The sequence below is a fragment of the Providencia sp. wls1943 genome (assembly GCF_009706275.1).
Lineage (GTDB): Bacteria > Pseudomonadota > Gammaproteobacteria > Enterobacterales > Enterobacteriaceae > Providencia > Providencia zhijiangensis.
Map to the genome: position 1 here is coordinate 363,183 of NZ_WLTU01000007.1, position 19,911 is coordinate 383,093.

The 19,911-nt window shown below is 44.2% G+C and carries 22 protein-coding genes; 12 read left to right on the forward strand and 10 right to left on the reverse strand.

The annotated features are described in order from the left end of the window. The first annotated feature begins 109 nt into the window (after positions 1-109). Positions 110-304 (forward strand): YpfN family protein, encoded by a 195-nt coding sequence (locus GKR48_RS03805; protein WP_154627086.1) that lies wholly within the window; start codon positions 110-112, stop codon positions 302-304. On the opposite strand, the gene GKR48_RS03810 is transcribed toward GKR48_RS03805, so the two are convergent. Together GKR48_RS03810 and GKR48_RS03815 are read right to left on the reverse strand one after the other, a co-directional pair. Then, positions 285-2,333, reverse strand: a complete 2,049-nt coding sequence (locus tag GKR48_RS03810; RefSeq protein ID WP_154627087.1) for a tRNA(Met) cytidine acetyltransferase TmcA — start codon at positions 2,331-2,333, stop codon at positions 285-287. The genes GKR48_RS03805 and GKR48_RS03810 overlap by 20 nt on opposite strands. Positions 2,334-2,344: 11 nt before the next feature. Beyond that, on the reverse strand, positions 2,345-2,794 hold the full coding sequence (locus GKR48_RS03815) for a DUF441 domain-containing protein (protein ID WP_154603652.1): 450 nt from the start codon (positions 2,792-2,794) through the stop codon (positions 2,345-2,347). Positions 2,795-3,183: 389 nt separating this feature from the next. Here GKR48_RS03815 and GKR48_RS03820 point away from each other — a divergent pair, with 389 nt between their 5' ends. From GKR48_RS03820 to GKR48_RS03840, 5 genes are all read left to right on the forward strand, one after another. After that, positions 3,184-3,609, forward strand: a complete 426-nt coding sequence (locus GKR48_RS03820) for a PPC domain-containing DNA-binding protein (RefSeq protein ID WP_154627088.1) — start codon at positions 3,184-3,186, stop codon at positions 3,607-3,609. Between the two features lie 63 nt (positions 3,610-3,672). Then, a complete protein-coding gene (locus GKR48_RS03825) occupies positions 3,673-4,254 on the forward strand; it encodes a membrane protein (RefSeq protein ID WP_036953246.1) in 582 nt (193 codons plus the stop codon). An 8-nt stretch (positions 4,255-4,262) separates the two neighbouring features. After that, complete coding sequence (locus GKR48_RS03830) at positions 4,263-4,967, forward strand: energy-coupling factor transporter transmembrane component T (RefSeq protein ID WP_195848219.1); 705 nt, start codon at positions 4,263-4,265, stop codon at positions 4,965-4,967. Next, complete coding sequence (locus tag GKR48_RS03835) at positions 4,958-5,824, forward strand: energy-coupling factor ABC transporter ATP-binding protein (RefSeq protein ID WP_154627089.1); 867 nt, start codon at positions 4,958-4,960, stop codon at positions 5,822-5,824. The genes GKR48_RS03830 and GKR48_RS03835 overlap by 10 nt, the downstream gene beginning before the upstream one ends. After that, entirely contained in the window at positions 5,811-6,611 is an 801-nt protein-coding gene (locus GKR48_RS03840; RefSeq protein WP_154627090.1) for an energy-coupling factor ABC transporter ATP-binding protein, read from the forward strand. Before GKR48_RS03835 ends, GKR48_RS03840 begins: the two co-directional genes overlap by 14 nt. A gap of 68 nt (positions 6,612-6,679) precedes the next feature. On the opposite strand, the gene purC is transcribed toward GKR48_RS03840, so the two are convergent. The 4 genes from purC to dapA form a co-directional block, all read right to left on the reverse strand. Continuing rightward, positions 6,680-7,393, reverse strand: coding sequence for a phosphoribosylaminoimidazolesuccinocarboxamide synthase (purC, locus tag GKR48_RS03845; protein WP_154627091.1), 714 nt, complete (start codon positions 7,391-7,393; stop codon positions 6,680-6,682). 333 nt (positions 7,394-7,726) lie between these two features. Next, on the reverse strand, positions 7,727-8,404 hold the full coding sequence (locus tag GKR48_RS03850) for a hypothetical protein (RefSeq protein ID WP_154627092.1): 678 nt from the start codon (positions 8,402-8,404) through the stop codon (positions 7,727-7,729). A gap of 160 nt (positions 8,405-8,564) precedes the next feature. Next, entirely contained in the window at positions 8,565-9,617 is a 1,053-nt protein-coding gene (gene bamC, locus GKR48_RS03855; RefSeq protein ID WP_132496058.1) for an outer membrane protein assembly factor BamC, read from the reverse strand. Between the two features lie 16 nt (positions 9,618-9,633). Then, positions 9,634-10,542 carry a 4-hydroxy-tetrahydrodipicolinate synthase gene (gene dapA, locus GKR48_RS03860; RefSeq protein ID WP_051422710.1) on the reverse strand — a complete coding sequence of 303 codons (909 nt, stop codon included), beginning with the start codon at positions 10,540-10,542 and terminating at the stop codon, positions 9,634-9,636. Positions 10,543-10,790: 248 nt separating this feature from the next. Between dapA and GKR48_RS03865 the strand changes: the two genes are divergently transcribed. Continuing rightward, complete coding sequence (locus tag GKR48_RS03865) at positions 10,791-11,348, forward strand: glycine cleavage system transcriptional repressor (RefSeq protein WP_036953236.1); 558 nt, start codon at positions 10,791-10,793, stop codon at positions 11,346-11,348. Between the two features lie 14 nt (positions 11,349-11,362). Further along, the gene (gene bcp, locus GKR48_RS03870; RefSeq protein ID WP_036953234.1) at positions 11,363-11,833 is read left to right on the forward strand and encodes a thioredoxin-dependent thiol peroxidase; all 471 of its coding nucleotides are present in this window, start codon (positions 11,363-11,365) and stop codon (positions 11,831-11,833) included. A gap of 64 nt (positions 11,834-11,897) precedes the next feature. On the opposite strand, the gene GKR48_RS03875 is transcribed toward bcp, so the two are convergent. Next, complete coding sequence (locus GKR48_RS03875) at positions 11,898-12,980, reverse strand: AI-2E family transporter (RefSeq protein ID WP_154603645.1); 1,083 nt, start codon at positions 12,978-12,980, stop codon at positions 11,898-11,900. Between the two features lie 143 nt (positions 12,981-13,123). On the opposite strand from GKR48_RS03875, the gene GKR48_RS03880 reads away from it, so the two are divergent. Beyond that, entirely contained in the window at positions 13,124-14,590 is a 1,467-nt protein-coding gene (locus tag GKR48_RS03880) for a beta-barrel assembly-enhancing protease (RefSeq protein ID WP_154627200.1), read from the forward strand. Positions 14,591-14,602: 12 nt separating this feature from the next. Continuing rightward, positions 14,603-14,959: an arsenate reductase (glutaredoxin) gene (gene arsC, locus GKR48_RS03885; RefSeq protein WP_154627093.1), complete on the forward strand. Its 357-nt coding sequence runs from the start codon at positions 14,603-14,605 to the stop codon at positions 14,957-14,959. Positions 14,960-15,009: 50 nt separating this feature from the next. Here the strand turns inward: arsC and hda are convergent, their stop codons facing one another. The 3 genes from hda to upp form a co-directional block, all read right to left on the reverse strand. Then, on the reverse strand, positions 15,010-15,711 hold the full coding sequence (hda, locus tag GKR48_RS03890; RefSeq protein WP_036953226.1) for a DnaA inactivator Hda: 702 nt from the start codon (positions 15,709-15,711) through the stop codon (positions 15,010-15,012). A gap of 130 nt (positions 15,712-15,841) precedes the next feature. Further along, entirely contained in the window at positions 15,842-17,137 is a 1,296-nt protein-coding gene (uraA, locus tag GKR48_RS03895) for a uracil permease (RefSeq protein WP_036953224.1), read from the reverse strand. A gap of 75 nt (positions 17,138-17,212) precedes the next feature. Continuing rightward, positions 17,213-17,839: a uracil phosphoribosyltransferase gene (gene upp / locus GKR48_RS03900; RefSeq protein ID WP_006658899.1), complete on the reverse strand. Its 627-nt coding sequence runs from the start codon at positions 17,837-17,839 to the stop codon at positions 17,213-17,215. A 317-nt stretch (positions 17,840-18,156) separates the two neighbouring features. On the opposite strand from upp, the gene purM reads away from it, so the two are divergent. Both purM and purN read left to right on the forward strand, forming a co-directional pair. After that, positions 18,157-19,197, forward strand: a complete 1,041-nt coding sequence (gene purM, locus GKR48_RS03905; RefSeq protein WP_336431112.1) for a phosphoribosylformylglycinamidine cyclo-ligase — start codon at positions 18,157-18,159, stop codon at positions 19,195-19,197. Next, the gene (purN, locus tag GKR48_RS03910; protein WP_154627095.1) at positions 19,197-19,835 is read left to right on the forward strand and encodes a phosphoribosylglycinamide formyltransferase; all 639 of its coding nucleotides are present in this window, start codon (positions 19,197-19,199) and stop codon (positions 19,833-19,835) included. Before purM ends, purN begins: the two co-directional genes overlap by 1 nt. Positions 19,836-19,911 lie beyond the last annotated feature (76 nt).

Genomic DNA, 19,911 nt, shown 5'->3' on the forward strand with positions numbered 1-19,911 from the left:
GGCTCTCCCGTTACAACAAAAAACATGGTTAAATGACCCCACTAAAGCCTACCAACTACATCATTTGGGCAGGGCTACACATTATTATGATTAAAATAAGAAGGCAAATATGCATTGGTTAGCCGATTACTGGTGGGTCATCCTACTGTTATTAGTCGGGGTCATTTGGAACTCAGTCAAAGAGATGATGCGACTCGACCCCAAAAAGTATTTAGATGACAAACCAGATATTCCGCCTCACAAAGATAATAATCACCTGTGGGACGATGAAGATGACGGCTGGCCTAAAGACAAAAAACACTAATTTGTTGCCTTAAACTTTTCACCTCTTCAGGGTAATAGTTATTCAGCCACTGCGTGACTTCGGCTCTTGCGCGTTTTAACCACTGTTTTTGCCCTGCTAACCCGAGTTGCATAGCAATACATTCAACAGATAGCCCTTGATGAAAATAGCCCCCAAGGGCAGAGCCTGTTATTTCAGCCGAATGTTGTTGCTGTAAAACCGCTAAAAAACGCTGTAATGACGGCTCACTTGCAGCCAACGAACGGTGATAATCGCTAAAGCCGATCAATTCTAGCCAATCTCCATCATCAAGGTGCTGCTCAGATGTGCTTTTCAGACTAAATTCATTCAGATCCTGACGCCAGAATAAATCCCGCTGCAATCGCTGTTGCCCTAAATAGCAAATTGACTGCGCTTCTGCGGATAATGGCAACACCGCCATCGCAGTGAAACAGCCACTACTCCCCTCAATATGCCGTCCAATTCGCACGATTTGGAACCCTGATGATTGCCAAAAAGCCAATAACTCTGGGGTTAAACCAAAGCTGACCGATAGGAAATCTAAACCGTCCTGAATGCCTTGTCCAATTTGCAATTCTAATAACCGGTAGCCAATTTTTTGGCGACGATGTTCAGCATTTACGGCAATGCGCATCACTCTGCGAGAACGTAACCTCGGGGCTTGAGGAAAATAGCAATGCGCTGCGAGGGATTGAGCAACCAGATTTCCCCGTGGTCGCCGTTGTCCTGCCCAAATTTGCCAGCTCAGTTTTTCATCTAAACCACCTTCATCCACCATCCATGCAGCGCCGACAACATCCTGATTATGATGGTTTGCAACGGCAAAATGCTGGTGCTGTGCATCCAATAATCGGCGTAAATCCAACGGCGAGGTTCGATAATGTGCCGCGGTCAATAAACCGTAAAATGCATGAAGCTGTTTAGGATCATTAGCCAGTTGCTGCTGGCTAAGTGGCTTGAGGATAATCGGCTCTGACACAGCCTTCGTCGAAGTAGCGCTTTCCAATAATAAACTTTGGTTAATCACCCTTTCGAGCGGGTCATGTTCTGCAAAGCGAATCGGCTGAGTGAGCGACAACGAGGTGAAATTTTCGAGGCTATCACAAAATTTCATCATAAACCCACGCCCCGTACCTTCATAACCTTCCACCGTCGTGGTCATGAGTACCCGTGGGAAAAAGACGATAATCTGCCGCAGAATATGGGAGGGAATGGCGGCAGCTTCATCAATAATTAGCCAATCAGCCTCAATTTGCTGCCCAGATTGGCAATAATGCAAAAGCGCATCAGGTGCCCAAAATTTGAGTTCATGCTGAGCATATTCGGCAATCAGGCTGGTGGTCACTTTCGCTGGCGCACAACACCAACACACACCTTTCCACGCCTTTATCAGCATTCCCGCAACCGTGGACTTACCCCGTCCACGAGGAGCGATTAAGCCCCATATTCCGTTTTTTGCGGACAGCAGTTGTCCAAGCGCATCTTGTTGCTGCTCTGTCGGCAGTCCCGAGGGGGGTATCCATTTGGGGTGATCGGGTAGCAAATTCAGTCCGTGCGGCTGTTTTTGTTCCTCAAGCTGTTGATCAATAAACAGCACATCAGAGCAATTCCGGAAAGTACGTTGCAAATGATGCACAAAATTCGGTGTGGGGATTTCACCAAATTGCTCATTCCATCTCACACTATCCATATCATTTTGCTGCGCCCATCGGGATTGTGGCGGTGTGCAAAGTACTAACAAGCTTCCAGCTTTTAAGGTTCCCGCTAAGATAGCCAGCGCCTCGCTATGTAACCCTTTACGCGCATCAAAAATACCATGAGTAAATTCACGACCAAGCAGTAATTGGGCTTTTTCAGGGGGCATGCTATCGGGTAGTTCGGATGAAATACAGAGCCAATCCCCCGCTAAGAAACCTTGAAACTCCTGAAGCACAGTTGTGACCCACTCATGCTCCCCAGATAAAACCAGCAGGCGGCGGAAACCGGTATGATGTAGCTGCTCAACAATCGCTTGTAATGAATTTTTCATCGCCAAAGTGACTATTTACCAATAAGTAATGACAGAATACCTGCGGCGATCAATGGTCCAACAGGAACGCCTCGGAATAAGGCAACGCCAATCACCGTACCCACCAATAACCCTGCCACCGTGGAAGGCTGGCTTCCCATCAGTGCAACACCCCGACTTCCTAGCCAAGAAACCAATATTCCAATCACGATTGCCAATAATGATTTCCAATTCAAAAAGGAGCTTAATACATCATTCGCTGAGATTTTTCCGCTCGCAATAGGCGCCATGACACCTATCGTCAAGATTAAAATTCCGATGGTTAACCCATATTTTTCGACCCAAGGGAAGAAATTATTCAGCGGCGTGATCCGCACCACCAGCAAAAATAGCATGGCTAACGTCACTGTCATGTTGTGGCTGATAATGCCTAATCCTGCCAATACCAGCAAAATGATCAGTGTAGGATCCACTTGGCTCATAATTTTTCCCCTGTAAAATAAATGCATTGCGGCAACACAGTTCCACCGTGTCAATTGAGTTAGTATGTTATTGATCTCGCGTTGAAGAGGCAAATCATCCTTCACCTTTAAACGCTATTTTCTATAGTTTATCTGAAAAAAGTTTATCTTAGACAATAGGCTCTCCTTCATTCACGGAACCCTAATAAAACTTAAGTTAAATAATCAGAATATTCGAGACTCCACATTGTTTTTTCGCCCACTATTCCGACCTTCTTGATCAATATTTTTTAAGATACAGAGTGTTTCACTAAAAAAAACTGAAAAAAATCTCTTTCCCAGACAGCAAGTTATCTATTCGTATAATAGATTGCCGTAATCTATAAATACGATTCACTAGGATCTCGGCTATGTCTCACGATTTAACCACTTACTCAAACGCTCACTTTATCGCACTGCGTCTACGTCCAGGGGAAGATGTCATTCTTACCTTACGACAACAGGTCAAACATCATCAGTTGCAAGCTGCATTTATTGCTGGCTGCGTAGGTAGCTTGACCGATGTCGCCTTGCGTTTTGCTGGGCAAGAAAATACCCATCTTACTTCTGGTAAGTTTGAAGTTGTGTCACTGATAGGCACCCTTGATGCCCAGGGTGAACATCTGCATTTGGCCGTTTCCGATGAAAACGGGCAAATGAGCGGTGGACATATGATGCCGGGTTGCACCGTCAGAACCACCCTCGAATTGATTATTGGCGAACTGGAAAATAAAGCCTTTACCCGCGAGCCCTGCGCGCGCTCAGGATATGAAGAATTGGTCATCACCTCTCGTTAATTTTCGTTCTATTTTGATTTTTATTCTGGCTTTATTTTACAACTTATTAGGGATATTTCATTCATGGCAAACTCGTCAATAATCTCCAGCCGAACATTGGCTTTAATTGTTTTTTCTATTGCAATCAACATGGTGGTTGGGCAATTAAGTTCCATGTTAAAACTGCCTATCTTCCTTGATTCTATCGGCACTATTATCTGTGCACTGCTCGCAGGTCCTTGGGCAGCTATCTTTAGTGGCTTAGCGACTAACTTGCTTTGGGGCCTTTTAACAGGCCCTATCGCGGCGGCATTTGCGCCTGTGGCGATGATGATCGGCTTAAGTGCAGGTTTACTGGCACGCGCTGGCGGTTTTCGTACTCTACCTCGCGTGATTTTATCGGGTGTGGTGATCACTATCGCACTGATGATCGTTGCCGTGCCTATTCGTACCTACTTATTTGCAGGTACCACCGGTAGCGGCGCAGACTTTTTTGTAGCCTATTTCCATGCTGTTGGTGAAAACTTATTAGAGTCTGTGGCTATCACCGTTTTAGGCGCTAATATTGCGGATAAAATAATTTCAGCCATTGTGGCTTGGTTGCTTGTCCGCCGTTTACCTGAGCGCGTTCAACGTACTTTCCCGAATATGGCTAAAGTGCGTTAGGAGTTAGGATGCACCCTTTTACTTCATTAACCTTATGGTTCTGGTTTAGCGCTAGCACATTGATGCTACCGCTAGGCTGGGGGTTAGTTCTCGTTGCTTTCGCTACCCTTGCCGCAGTCATCTCACGCTCAGCGTCATTCCATCGCTGGAAATTTATCGCAGCAATTATGGTACCAATGGCGGTAGGACTTTGGCTAATCCACGGAGGGTGGCTAAATGAATTATTAACAGGCTCACCGCCACAAGCCCTTCAACAGCAAAAAGCCATGGCTTTATGGCTGCGTCTGCTCGCCATCATTAGTGCCTCTCAATTATGGCTACAGTATGTTCCCACTGAACGGTTTATCCGAGCGCTATTTGCCAGTCGCCTCCCGGCCAGCTTTGCCTATGTGCTTGCGGGTCCACTTTTACTTGTTGAGCAACTGCGTCAGCAGCTTGCCACGATTCGTGAAGCTCAGCTTGCCCGAGGGGTTCCCTTAGATGGCCACTTTTGGCAACGATTAACGACGTTGCCCGCCCTATTGCTTCCTCTGGCGAGCCAAGCACTCAGTGAGCTAACTGTCCGCAGTGCAGCCCTTGATATGCGAGGTTTTCGCTACACTCGCCATCGCACCACATTGAATAAACCTGCTGATAGCCGCCTTCAATATGTATTGCGTTTTGGCTTATTAGCACTGATCGTAATTGAAGGAGGTTTGGCGCTATGTTGGTAAACATAACGGAAAACAGGGTGGTAAACCTTCAACAACTGTCTTTTACACCTCAAGGCGTCGATCACCCCATCCTTTCAGGGATTGATTTAACGCTAAACCAAGGTAATTGGCATTGTATTTTAGGGGGTAATGGAAGCGGAAAAACCACATTAGCCCAACTGTTAGCGGGTTGGTTACCTGATCAGTTAACCGGCAAAATCACTGGTAATGGCATGATCCTTGCTCAACCATTAGGGGAACAATCTTTAGTTGAACTCTCTATTGAACGTCAATTGGTGCAGCAATCTCCGCAGTTGCAGCTTTCTGGTTGTACATTTACCGTTGAGCAAGAAGTGGCGTTTGGCCCCGAAAATTTAGGACTTCCACCTGAAGAAATCGTTCAACGGGTTGAACAGGCTCTTGAGTTAACGTTCAGCCAGAATTTACGTAATCGTCACCCAACCACCCTCTCTGGCGGGGAAGCTCAACGCGTGATATTGGCGAGCGCTCTCGCTATGCGACCACGATTATTGCTATTAGATGAAGCTTTTAGCAGATTAACTCCCGCAGCCACGCATCGATTACTCACTCAGTTAAAAAATTACAGTGAACAAACTGGCTGTTGCGTGATCTTATTCGAACGGTATTTACTGCCAGCGCTGCATTTTTGCAATGATTTTTCATTGCTGGAACAAGGTGTTATTACCGCCCAAGGGGATATTAACGCCATATTTTTACCCGCACAGCAGACAATCAATATGCCAGATGCGTGGCGGGTTGTCGGGAAATTAATGGCGCATGGTCGTTGGCATTCCCCAGTGCCTCACAATGAACAACAACTTATCCAAGGCATTGAGGCGTGTTATGCTGCAAATTAATCAACTTAGCTTTCAATACACCCCGAAAACAGCACTTGCCATTGAAGATCTTACACTTACGCTTCGCGCTGGAGAGTGGGTGGCATTAGTGGGAGATAATGGTGCGGGGAAATCCACCTTATTGCGTTTAATGGCGGGTTTATTGCCGCCTTCGCATGGGAAAGTCAATTTTAATCAACAACCTATCAGTGGATTGAGAGCAGCAGAACGTGCGCAACAAATTGGCATTTTATTCCAAGAAGCAGAAAAACAGATTTTTCACAGCACAGTGAAAGATGAAATTATGTTTGGATTACGCCGCCAAAAATTATCCTCGTCGGATATTGCTGAAAAATTAGAACGAGCTTTAACACTCTGCCATTTAACAGATGTTGCGGATAAACATCCTCTTGATTTACATTCCGCTCAGCGGCGCATGGTCGCAGTGGCCTGTTTAACCGCTGTTCAGCCTAAACTACTGCTGTTAGATGAGCCAAGTCGAGATTTCGATACACAGTGGTTAGGGTATTTTGAACACTGGCTCGATTATCAAAAACAATTGGGTACTACGGTTGTCACGATCAGCCATGATTTGGATTTTGCAGCCCGCCATTTTACTCGTGCAGTACATTTATCCCAAGGTTGCTTAATTGCGGACGGCAATATTGAAACGGTGTTACGCCACCCTGAGTTACAGCCAGACTCCGTTTTGCTATCCCCGACTTTGCATTCACTCAGCCATCAGCTGAATCTACCTATCGAAAGCCAAGCTGAGCGTTGGGTTCAGCAATTTCTAGCACAGCCATGATTTAAAGATAAAAAAATAGCCTGCGGTTGGCAGGCTATCATTGTTTCTTTCTAGATGATTTTAGACACTTAGTCGAGTTTAACGCCGATACGACGAGCCACTTCTTCGTAAGCTTCAATCAAGCCACCAAGGCTTTGACGAAAACGGTCTTTGTCCATTTTATTCAGGGTTTCTTTATCCCACAAACGGCTACCGTCTGGAGAGAATTCATCACCCAGCACAACTTCACCTTTGAATAAACCGAACTCCAATTTAAAGTCGACTAAGATCAAACCTGCGTCCGCAAAAATTTTGCTTAAAACATCGTTCGCTTTGTAGCTAAGTTCGCGCATTTTCGCTAAGTTTTCTTTGCTCACCCAACCAAACGTTTCGCAGTAAGATTCGTTCACCATTGGGTCATGTTTAGCGTCATCTTTCAGGAATAAATCGAACAGAGGCGGGTTTAAAATCATCCCTTCTTCAACCCCAAGGCGCTTAACCAGAGAACCTGCCGCGCGATTACGGATAACGCATTCAACCGGCACCATATCCAGTTTTTTAACCAAGGCTTCGGTATCAGATAACATGGCTTCCATCTGTGTAGGAATGCCTGCTTCTTGCAACTTAGTCATGATGAAATGGTTAAATTTGTTATTAACCATACCTTTGCGGTCAAACTGTTCGATACGCTCACCGTCGAGTGCTGATGTATCATTACGGAACTCCAGAACTAATAAATCTGGATCCTCTGTGGTATAGACCGTTTTTGCCTTGCCACGATACAACTCAGCTTTCTTTTGCATCTTAAACACTCCAGGGATGTGATTACACTCAATAGAAATCAACCTGCACAGCAGATTCAGATAAGTAACAGTAGAATAAACCGCTAAAAATGGCGGATTCATTGTTAATTTTCTGCTCTGATTCAGTCAGTTATCCAAAAATTATTGATACACTGCTAACTAACTGATATTCAATATTTTATGATTAACTGCTAATTATGATAATAAAATTCTCGCGCATACGCAAACGATTACTTAGCTGCAAATACTGATTTTTTGTCCATTTGTTTCACTGAGAATTTTATGGTGGATAGATGTGCAGATGGGTAGTTATGTGCAGGCGCAGGAAAGCGACTAAAGTAATGGATGTTTGCTGATCACAATCAGCTTATGGGTATAGATGTCGATATCCCTGCCCCAAAGTTGATTAATCCATTGATCAAAGAATTCAGACTCAGTATGGATTTGTGTTAGTGGTCTGTCTTCAAGCGTGCCATCGGAAGCATAAATATAAAAGTTATTATAAAACGCCCAAACAATTGTTGTTTCCCAGAAACGCTGCCCATCACGGGTATGCTCTTCATCTGTCACCATAATACAGTGTGTATTTAAGAGGTATGCAAAGAAAATACTTGGCATCTCCCGTATGATGGATTTATGTTCTACCGCCATTGTGCGCCAAACTTTAATTTGAGTGCATGTGGTTTCACCAAAGACAATATCCGTGCGGAATCTCAGCTCCAGTAAGTAAACTGTTTCTGGTATTCCCTCCATCGCTAATAATCGATATTGTTCTTTTTTGAGTGACTTAACTAACCGATATCCCTTAGGGATAACATAGCCGGGTAAGTCAAAGTCCACAATTCCATCTCGAATAAAGCTTTCTGTATGACTCTGGTTATTTTCGGTACTGCGTAATTTATAATTAAATTCAGCCCCTGATATTTGTCTTGGCATCGAAGTACTATCATTCTCGGTCGTTGGTTTAGATGCGTTATTATCCACGACTTCTCCCCCACTGTTAGCCTTCATTGACTGAAGTATATCCGAAAAATGGCCTCTAATACATTCACCGTTAGAGTGACTATTAAGCGGTTTTATTACGTTTACATCACGTTTTTATCCGAAAAAAAACGCCATCTCATAGGACGGCGTTTTCACTTAATAGAACAAATAAGTTAGCTATGTAAACTTATTTTTTAGTCGATGCTTTACTGAAAGCGGCTTTCAGTGCGGCGACCATTTCATCATTCTGTTTCTGAGTTAATGGTACGCCTTTGGTGTTGATAAACTGTAGGCTACTACGGTTATTCAAATCACCCACTTGGACTTTATAGTCATCTTCAGGTACCGATGGGTCATCAATACCCAGCGCTTGCCACTCAGAGCTGCTCAAGCCTTTGTAAGTCACCATGACGGAACCTGCTGAACGGCTACGGTCACCCACTTTCATGCCAACGCTTTCTAATGCGTGAGGTAAACGTTCCCAAACGGCATCGTACGGCGCACGAACAATAACCACTGGTAAGCCAGTGTCATTGCTGCCTGTTTGAACATCAATGATGCCATAGGCGCTTTGCAGGCTATTTTTGCTTGAAGTATCACGCAGAGTGTACAGAGCGTCGGTTAAATCGTTTAATAACAGTTTGTTATAACGTTGAATTTCCGCTGCATCTGTCACCGTTTCATCACCTTGGCGTAAGCCTAAGTTAGTCACGGTTAACGCAATCATACCATTTTCAGGCTGAACAGTGACTTTATGACGGCTCTCTAATGGGACGTTTTCATCTGCACGATCCCATTTAATCCAGTCAGTCTCGATAGAACGAGAACCATCGTTCTTCGTAGAAACTGGAATGCCACGCTGTTCTAAAATCATGGTCACTTGTGACCATAACGCATTATTTTCTGGAGTATTATCTAGCAACAAACGGCTGGCTTCAGCGCTGTTTTCAGTGCGTGAACCGGCTAATTGTGAAATCGTCAGTACTGGTGGGCGAATATCTAATGCTTTCCCAACCGCTCCTGTTGAGGTGGTTTTAGGAATGTCATATTCACCATTAGTTGCTGGTAATGTAATCCCTTGCGGCGCATTCAGCACTTTCAATGGCGCAGCATTAAGATATTCCTCATCACCACTGACCTGACGTTTATAGCGCTGATCGCTGGAGCAGGCTGCCAGTAACACGACAAGTGACAGGCCAGCAACCTTCATAACCTTCGATTTTTGCAATAATGTTGCCATTAAAATTCCCTAAATTTTACAGTAAACCCGCGAGTTTCAAGGCATCTTCAACCTTTTGCTGTCCAGATACAGTTAACGGTGTCATTGGTAACCGTAAAGTATCATCCGCAATAAGACCTAAACGATGACAAGCCCATTTCGCAGGGATTGGATTCGGCTCAACAAATAACTGATGATGAAGTCCCATCAGCTGTTTATTCAATTCACGGGCCTCAGTATATTTGCCCGCAAGCGCTAAGTCACACATTTTTACCATCTGTGCAGCCGCGACGTTGGAGGTGACCGAAATGACGCCCTTTCCACCGAGTTGCATAAAATCAAGTGCAGTCGCATCATCACCAGAAAGCAGAACAAAATGGTCATCAACCAACTCTTTGATTTGATGAACCCGTGCTAAGTTCCCTGTGGCTTCTTTAATTGCCACAATATTCGCCAATTTCGCCAAGCGGCCCACAGTTTCAGGTAATAAATCACATCCAGTGCGCGATGGTACATTATAGAGAACCTGTGGCAAGCTGGTGTTTTCTGAAATTGCTTTAAAATGCTGATATAAGCCTTCTTGTGACGGTCTATTATAATAAGGCGTTACTGTTAGGCACGCAACTACACCACTGTTTTCAAACTCATTTGTTAGCGAAATCGCTTCTGCGGTCGCATTTGCACCTGTTCCCGCAATAATTGGGATACGGCCATCAGCTAACTCAAGCGTCGCTTTCACTACATCAACATGCTCTTTATGGTTTAATGTTGCTGATTCCCCCGTTGTTCCCACTGACACAATCGCAGAGGTTTTATTTGCGACATGGTAATCCACCAGCTGTTTCAAGCTTTTTCTATCAACGTTACCCGCTGAATCCATTGGTGTGATCACAGCAACAATACTGCCTTGTAAAAAGTCTTTGTAGTTTACGTTTTGATTAGCCATCGCAATGCCCCCTAAATAGTGAGTTTCCATGTTACGTTTTCATTTCACAGAAGAAAACCACCCAAACGCAAGATTTTAATGAATTTTGTTAATGCCGATGACATTAACTTAAATAGAAGTAATAATTCAGCCATATTTGTCGCAAGAGTGAATCGCCCCACTTGGCAGACTCACAATTTTATGGTTTCCTTACCACCATCCTGAGTCAATATCATTGACCTAAATTTAGTCAAAATAAGGAAGATACTTTGCCTAAGACTGAACCGCAATTTCTTGTTATTACTGCGCTGGGAACAGATCGTCCGGGCATTGTGAATACAATTACACGCCTTGTCAGCGAATGTGATTGTAATATTGAGGATAGTCGACTCGCTATGTTTGGCGAGGAATTTACTTTTATAATGATGTTATCCGGCAGTTGGAATGCTATCACGCTTCTAGAGGCTATCTTACCGACTAAAGGGGCAGAGTTAGATTTGCTGATTGTAATGAAACGCACGCATAGCGTACAAAAAACCTACTATCCGTCTACTGTAACCGTGAATGTGATGGTGGACGATGCGCCGCGTATTATTGAACAGTTTACCAATTTGTTTACCACTCAACAGTGCAACATCGCAGAATTGATTTCTAAAACACAGCCTGCAAATGATACACAACCGGCTCAATTGGAAATTCAAATTACAGCCCATGACCCACTGGATGATAATGGCATAATTATAAAGAATAAATTTCAACAACTATGTACAATGCTAAATGCCAAAGGCAACATCAGTATTGTTAACAACCCCAAAATGCAGAGTTAACGGAGATATATGTAATGAACCCATTGAAAGCCGGTGATAAGGCACCTCAATTTAGCCTTCCTGACCAAGATGGTGAAATCATCAATCTTTCTGATTTCCAGGGTCAACGCGTATTAGTTTACTTTTATCCTAAAGCGATGACACCAGGCTGTACAGTTCAAGCATGTGGACTGCGTGATGAGATGGATACACTAAAAGCAAAAGGTGTCGAAGTTTTAGGTATTAGTACAGACAAACCAGAAAAATTGGCTCGTTTCGCTGAAAAAGAGTTATTAAACTTCACACTGTTATCCGATGAAGATCATCAAATTTGTGAACAATTTGGTGTGTGGGGTGAAAAACAATTTATGGGTAAAACCTATGACGGTATCCACCGCATTAGTTTCCTTGTCGATGCAAATGGCACCATCGAGCACGTATTTGACGATTTCAAAACCAGTAACCACCATGAAATCGTATTAGCGTATATCAACGCTAACGCCTAATTACTCTCATCTAATTACTAAAAAGGGTTGCTAAATTAGCAACCCTTTTTTCTTACTTGCGCTTTTAGCCTTCTATTTTTTCTGTTGTCTCACTATCACTTAAATCTTGTGGCCACGCGTTAATCACCGCTTTGATTAAGGTTGCAAGCGGGATCGCAAAAAACACGCCCCAGAATCCCCATAACCCACCAAAAATCACCACCGACAAGATAATCACGAGTGGGTGTAAGTTCACGGCTTCTGAGTACAACAGCGGCACGACGATATTGCTGTCTAGCCCTTGGATAACCAGATAAACAATAAACAGTGACCAGAACTCAGTACCTATGCCCCATTGGAATAATGCCACCAGCACGACAGGGATCGTCGCCGCAACCGCACCAATATAAGGAATAAGCACCGAAACACCCACCAGCACGGACAACAGCACTGAATAACGTAAATCAAAATAAGCAAAACCAATGTAGGTACAGACACCCACAATCACCATTTCTGTGACTTTACCACGCAAATAGTTGGTAATTTGCTGATTCATTTCCAACCAGACTTTACTGACTAACTGGCGATTTTTCGGGAGAAGTTTAACAAAGCTTTTGGTGATTTTTTCTTTATCTTTTAATAAGAAAAACATCATCAATGGTACTAAAACCAGGTAGATTGCTAAGGTAAAAATACCAATTAGTGAGGCCACCGACGCTTTCACCACAGACTCCGCAACAACTGACAACCTACTGCGCACATTATCTGCCATCATATCAATGATGCCAGCATCTACCAGTGCGGGATATTGTTCCGGTAATCGGCGAGCGAACTCGCTAAAGCGATTGACCATGTTAGGTAAATCCGCCACGAGATTAATCCCTTGTTGCCACGCCGTTGGTGCAATAATTAAGATCACCATGGCACTTATTCCAGCAAACAAGGTCAAAATGATGCTAACCGCTAAAACGCGGGATAAACCCAGTCGTTGGAGTAAATGTGTTGGCCATTCAAGTAAATATGCTAAGACAATTGCGACTAATAATGGAGCCAGTATACTGCTGAAGAAAAAGATGACCAGAAAGCCAATAACCAGCAAACTAAACAACGCAACTGCTTGCGGGTCAGCAAAGCGCCGACGGTACCATTGTAAAAACATTTCTAACATTCATTGGCTCCTGGGAATGTAAAACAAAGACAGTTCCTAAATTGAAGAAAATTATACCGAATAACAGATTTTACGATAGCTTTTGCTATCATATCTCCCAATTAATTCGTATTTTCTGTAGGTAATAAGTGAAGATATGCATGATGACTAAAAAATTGAAATATCCACTGCTCGCTATCCTGATGTCCGCACTTATCCATGGTGCTGTATTACCTGCCTATAGTGCTGTTGAAGATACCCTACCCGATATCGGTACAACCGCGGGAGGAACGCTCAGCATTAACCAAGAAATCATTATGGGCGATGCCATCACTCGTCAAATTCGAGGAAGTACCCCCCTCATTTATGACCCATTACTAACCCAGTACGTGAATAAACTGGGGCAACGTTTAGTGACGAATGCAGATTCTGTCAAAACGCCATTTAAATTTTACCTAGTCAATAACCCGAATATTAACGCTTATGCCTATTTTGGCGGTAACGTGGTTCTTCACTCTGCACTGTTTCGTTATAGCCAAAATGAAAGCCAGCTTGCTTCCGTTATGGCGCACGAAATCTCTCACGTCACTCAGCGCCATCTGGCGCGAATGATGGAAGACCAAAAAGCCACAACGCCGTTGGCTATCGCAGGTACTATCGGTTCTCTATTACTGGTGATGGCGAACCCGCAAGCCGGTTTTGCCGCATTAACGGGAACATTCGCGGGAATGCAGCAAGGGATGATCAGCTTTACACAAGCCAATGAGCAAGAAGCCGACCGTATTGGCCTGCAAACATTGCGTCGTTCCGGGTTTGACCCGCATGCCATGGCTGATTTTATGCAAATCATGTCGGACCAAACCCGCTATATGTCTAAACCGCCAGAAATTTTACTGACTCACCCCTTACCAGACAGCCGTTTAGCCGATGCCCGTAACCGTTCAAACCAATATCCGAAAGTCCATGCCCCATCTTCATTAGACTTTATGTTGGCACGTGTTCGTATTTTGTCCATGTACAGCCCAGCAGATCAACGCAATGCACTGGATCAAATCATCGAAAATTACAGTAAAGGCAATGCTCAAGAGCAAATGGCGGCGAAGTACGGTAAAGCATTATTATTATCTCAAGATAAAAAATACAGCGAAGCGGGCGTTATGATTTCTGAATTGTTAGCCAAGCAGCCGGATAACCCGTGGTTTATCGACTCCATGACCGATATCGATATTGAGCAAAAACAAGTTGGCAAAGCGGTTGCTCGCTTGCAAGATGCCTTGAAAAAATCACCGAAAAATACGGTGTTTATTGTCAACTTAGCGAACGCATACGTCAGTAACGGGCAATATAAAGAAGCCACTAATTTATTGAATAAATATACGTTTGATTACCCTGACGACCCTATTGGTTGGGATCTGCTTGCCGAAGCCTCAGCAAAACTAGGGGATCGTAATGCAGAATTGGCGGCGTATGCTGAAGGCATGGCACTGCGCGGTAACTATGACACTGCCATTAATTATTTAAGCGAAGCGAGCCGTAAAAGCCGCTTAGGCAGTTATGAACAACAACGTTTTGATGCGCGAATCGATGAACTTACTCGATTAAAAGAGCGCGATAGCAACGCAAAACCGTAAGGAATAAAGATAATGACGGATTCAATTAAAATTTATCACAACCCTCGCTGTTCTAAGAGCCGTGAAACACTGGCTTTATTGCAAGAAAAAGGCATCACGCCAACGGTAGTTGAATATTTAACGACGCCACCTTCAGTGGCTGATATTGAAAAATTGCTGAAGATGCTTGGATTTGCCGATGCGCGCCAATTAATGCGCACCAAAGAAGATATCTATAAAGAGCTGAAATTAGCGGATAACAGCGTTACTCAAGCGCAGCTTATTCAAGCCATGCATGATAATCCAAAGTTAATTGAGCGCCCGATTGTGGTAAAAGGTAAAAAAGCCAAGTTAGGTCGCCCACCAGAGCAGGTGCTGGAAATTTTATAAGCAGGCTATTTGGCAGACAATTAATTGGCAGTCGATGGGCTGCCAATTTTTTATAATTTGAGAATGTCTTTAACGAAAGGAATGGTCATTTTACGTTGAGCGACAATCGAGGCGTGATCAAGTTTATTTAAGATATCAAATAAAGTGCCCATCTTTCTGTCTAACCGTTTCAAAACAAACCGGCAAACATCTTCAGGCAATTCAAATCCGCGAATACTGGCACGTAATTGAAGCGCACAAATTTTGTCTTCATCACTTAAAGGATGCAGTTTATAAATTTGCCCCCAATCGAGGCGAGAAGCTAAATCCGGCAGTTTCAAGTCAATCTGGCGCGGTGGGCGATCCCCGGTGATCAGTAAGCACGTTCGACCAATTTCTAAAATGCGGTTATACAAATTGAAGATGGCCATTTCCCACTCTTCGTCTCCCGCGATGCATTGAATATTATCAATACAGACCAGAGAAAGATGCTCCATACCTTCGAGCACGTCAGGCACAAAGTAAGCGCGTTTATCCAGCGGCACATAACCCACAGCAACACCTTGCTCAGACAACTCAGCACATGCCGCATGCAGTAAATGACTCTTACCGCCCCCTTCTCTTGACCAGTAATAGATATAACTACCATGAGGCTGATTAATCGCCGTTTTTAGCGCAGAGAGTAATCCCTCATTTTCCCCTGCATAGAAACTGGCAAAGGTTTCATCATCAGGAAGAGAAAGTGGTAATGAGAGTTGAGATGGTGTATTCAGAAGCGCCTCTGATTGTGCAGTTCAATTAACGCCATTGAGTTTATCATAAATAACAAGAAGAGATGAACAGCCTGACGGTTAATTGCCGGAGCTTTAGCCACTCCGGCAATCTATTTTACTTAATCGTGACTTATTTTTTATTTTCGTCTAAGACTTTCACTTCTGAAGTCACAAACTGTTTTTCTGGGCGAACAAAGGTAATAAAGCGGAATAACAACGCCATCAGAATACCGACGATAGTCGCCAGCGCCATGCCTTTCAGTTCAGCTTGACCAATGTGGATCACCGCGCCACTCACACCGATGATTAAAATCACTGAGGTTAAAATCAGGTTTTGTGGTTTGTTATAATCTACTTTTGAATCAATCAGAACACGAATACCCGAAGCGCCGATGACTCCGTACAGTAACAGTGAAACACCGCCCATGACAGGTACTGGCACTAATTGAATTGCCGCCGCTAATTTACCCACGCAAGAGAGTAAGATAGCGATAATAGCCGCGCCACCGATAACCCAAGTACTGTAGACCTTAGTAATCGCCATTACGCCGATATTTTCGCCGTAAGTGGTATTTGGCGTTGAACCAAAGAAACCAGACAACACGGTAGAGAAACCGTTTGCGAACATGGAACGATGTAAGCCAGGGTTTTTCATTAAGTCGCGCTCAACGATATTCGCGGTCACCACTAAGTGCCCAACGTGTTCAGCAATGACCACTAACGCCGCAGGCAGGATGGTTAAAATCGCAAACCACTCAAAACGCGGAGTATAGAAAGTCGGAATAGCAAACCATGGCGCTTCGATAACCGGCGTAAAGTCAACAATCCCCATAAAATAGGAAAGTGCGTAACCTGATAGGAAACCGATTAAGATTGGGATAATCGATAAGAATCCACGGAAAACCACCGCACACAAGATAGTGACCGACAATGTGGTGATTGAAATAATTAGGGTATTTGAATCAACCGCCGCGCCTTCTTTTGGTAATAAGCCCGCCATACCTGCTGCCGTTTGCGCTAATTCCAAACCGATAACCGCAACAATCGCCCCCATCGCTGCGGGTGGGAACATCACGTTGATCCAGCCGCGCCCTGCCACTTTGACAATCAATGCTACGATACAGAACAACACCCCGCAGATAATAAACCCGCCAAGCGCTAGCTCATACCCAAGAGGCAATAAAATTAATACTGGAGAAATAAAGGCGAAGCTCGACCCTAAATAAGCGGGAATTTTGCCCTTACAGATAAATAAATACAGCAGCGTACCGATCCCGTTGAATAATAAAATCGTTGCCGGGTTCACGCCAAATAAAATAGGAACAATAACCGTTGCCCCAAACATGGCAAACAAATGTTGAAAGCTTAATGGAATGGTTTGTAGTAATGGTGGTCTTTCTTCAACACTTATCGTGCGGCGTGTCATGCTCGTCATCCTCTATGCGTCGTGAATATTATTTTTTTTATCAAAAAAAAGCCGACTCTTCAGTCGGCTTCATTATTATTTAGTACCAAATATCTTATCGCCCGCGTCTCCTAGACCCGGAACAATGTAACCTTCATCATTTAAGTGTTGGTCAATTGAAGCCGTGTACAGTTCAACGTCTGGGTGCGCTGCTTCTAATGCAGCAATACCTTCCGGTGCAGCAACTAAAACTAAGACTTTAATGGAATTACAGCCGGATTTTTTCAAGAGGTCGATGGTTGCAATCATTGAACCACCAGTTGCTAACATTGGGTCTACAATCAGCGCCATACGCTCATCAATGTTAGAAACTAATTTTTGGAAATAAGGGACAGGTTGTAACGTTTCTTCATCACGGTAAATACCCACTACACTGATACGTGCGCTTGGGATGCTTTCCAATACGCCGTTCATCATGCCAATACCGGCACGTAGAATAGGAACTACAGTGATTTTTTTACCTTTAATTTGTTCAATTTCTACAGGACCACACCAACCATCAATTGTTACTTTTTCAGTTTCTAGGTCAGCGGTCGCTTCATAAGTCAGTAGGCTACCAACCTCTGAGGCCAGTTCACGAAAGCGCTTAGTGCTTATGTCATGATCTCGCATCAGGCCGAGTTTATGTTTAACGAGAGGGTGTTTTACCTCAACGATCTTCATGGGTTTCTCCTACTTTTTTAAAACGTTACCGGACAAAAAAATCGCGGGATTATACCGCTTTTTTCCCTCAATGCCACTAGTATCATCTTGATTCAGGTCAAACAATCATCAATCACACGTTATTTGCTGAATTAGTATACACATAATATTTTTTATGGTGTAGGCAGCGAATAAAATCATGCGCTTTGCGTCACGACATCACAATTTATTGCATCAAATATTTCAGTCAGAAAGCTATCGCAAACGTTTGCGGAGCCTGATAGAATATCGGCAAATGAAGTTATCTTTTCCAAAATGCAATTGCCTTGGGGGCCGTAGTGACTGATAAAACCTCTCTCAGCTATAAAGATGCCGGTGTTGATATTGATGCAGGTAACGCATTGGTTGAACGTATCAAAGGTGTGGTGAAAGAGACTCGCCGTCCAGAAGTGATGGGAGGATTAGGAGGGTTCGGCGCACTGTGTGCCCTGCCACAAAAATACCGTGAGCCTGTCTTAGTATCAGGTACTGACGGTGTGGGAACTAAACTACGCCTCGCGATGGACTTAAAACGTCATGAATCCATCGGTATCGATTTAGTCGCTATGTGTGTCAACGACCTGATTGTTCAAGGTGCTGAGCCGCTGTTTTTCTTAGACTACTATGCAACCGGCAAGCTGGATGTGGATACCGCCGCGAGCGTTATCACGGGTATCGCGGAAGGCTGTAAGCAGTCTGGTTGTGCATTAGTGGGTGGTGAAACCGCTGAAATGCCGGGCATGTACCACGGCGAAGATTATGATGTTGCAGGCTTCTGTGTGGGTGTTGTTGAGCGCTCTGAAATTATTGATGGCACAAAAGTCAGTGCGGGCGACGCGCTGATCGCATTAGCCTCAAGCGGCCCTCACTCTAACGGTTATTCATTAGTGCGTAAAATTCTGGAAGTGAGCAAAACCAATCCAGAAACCACGCAATTAGCGGGCAAACCTCTCGCTGATCACCTGTTAGAACCAACCCGTATCTATGTTAAAAATGTCTTAGAATTGATCGCGAAAAACGATATTCATGCCATTGCACACATTACGGGCGGCGGCTTCTGGGAAAATATTCCTCGCGTTTTACCTGACAACACTCAAGCCATCATTGACGGCAACAGCTGGGAATGGCCTGCAGTATTCGAATGGCTGCAACAAGCGGGTGATGTCACCACTCACGAAATGTATCGTACATTTAACTGCGGTGTCGGCATCATCATTGCTCTGCCACAAACCGAAGTTGAGTCTGCATTAAAACTGCTGACTGCGTTAGGTGAAAATGCTTGGCAGATCGGAACCATTGGCGAATTACCTGCGGGTGAAGAGCAGGTTGTTATCCGCTAATGAAAAACATCGTTGTTTTGATTTCAGGCAGTGGCAGTAATTTGCAATCGATTATTGATGCCTGCCAACGCCATGAAATCGATGGGCAAATCGTCGCGGTGATCAGTAATAAAAGTGATGCTTACGGTTTGGTTCGCGCACAAGAGGCTGGTATTCCAGCCCTTTGTGTTAGCTCAAAAGCGTTCACCGACCGCCAAGCTTACGATGCTGTACTGTTAGACACTATCGAGCAGTATCAACCGGATTTAGTGGTCTTGGCTGGGTTTATGCGCATTTTAACCCCTGAGTTTGTGAAACATTTCACAGGGAAAATGCTGAATATCCACCCTTCTTTACTGCCTAAATATCCGGGGCTGCATACCCATCGACGCGCACTTGAAAATGGCGATAGCGAACACGGTACGTCCGTGCATTTTGTCACTGAAGAGCTCGATGGTGGCCCGATTATTTTGCAAGGATATGTGCCGATTTTACCGCAAGATACTGAAGACGATTTGGTTGAACGCGTTAAACTGCAAGAGCACCTGATTTATCCTCAAGTTATTGCGTGGTTTGTTTCCGGCCGCCTTATCATGCAAGACGGTAAAGCCCTACTCGATGGCCAGCCGCTGTCGGTAACGGGCTATCAAGCAGATTAATGCGCAGTTAGATAAGTTTAAATGTATTCGCTCAGATTTGGTTGGCAAGTCTGAGCGAATAACTCAAGTTCAGCCA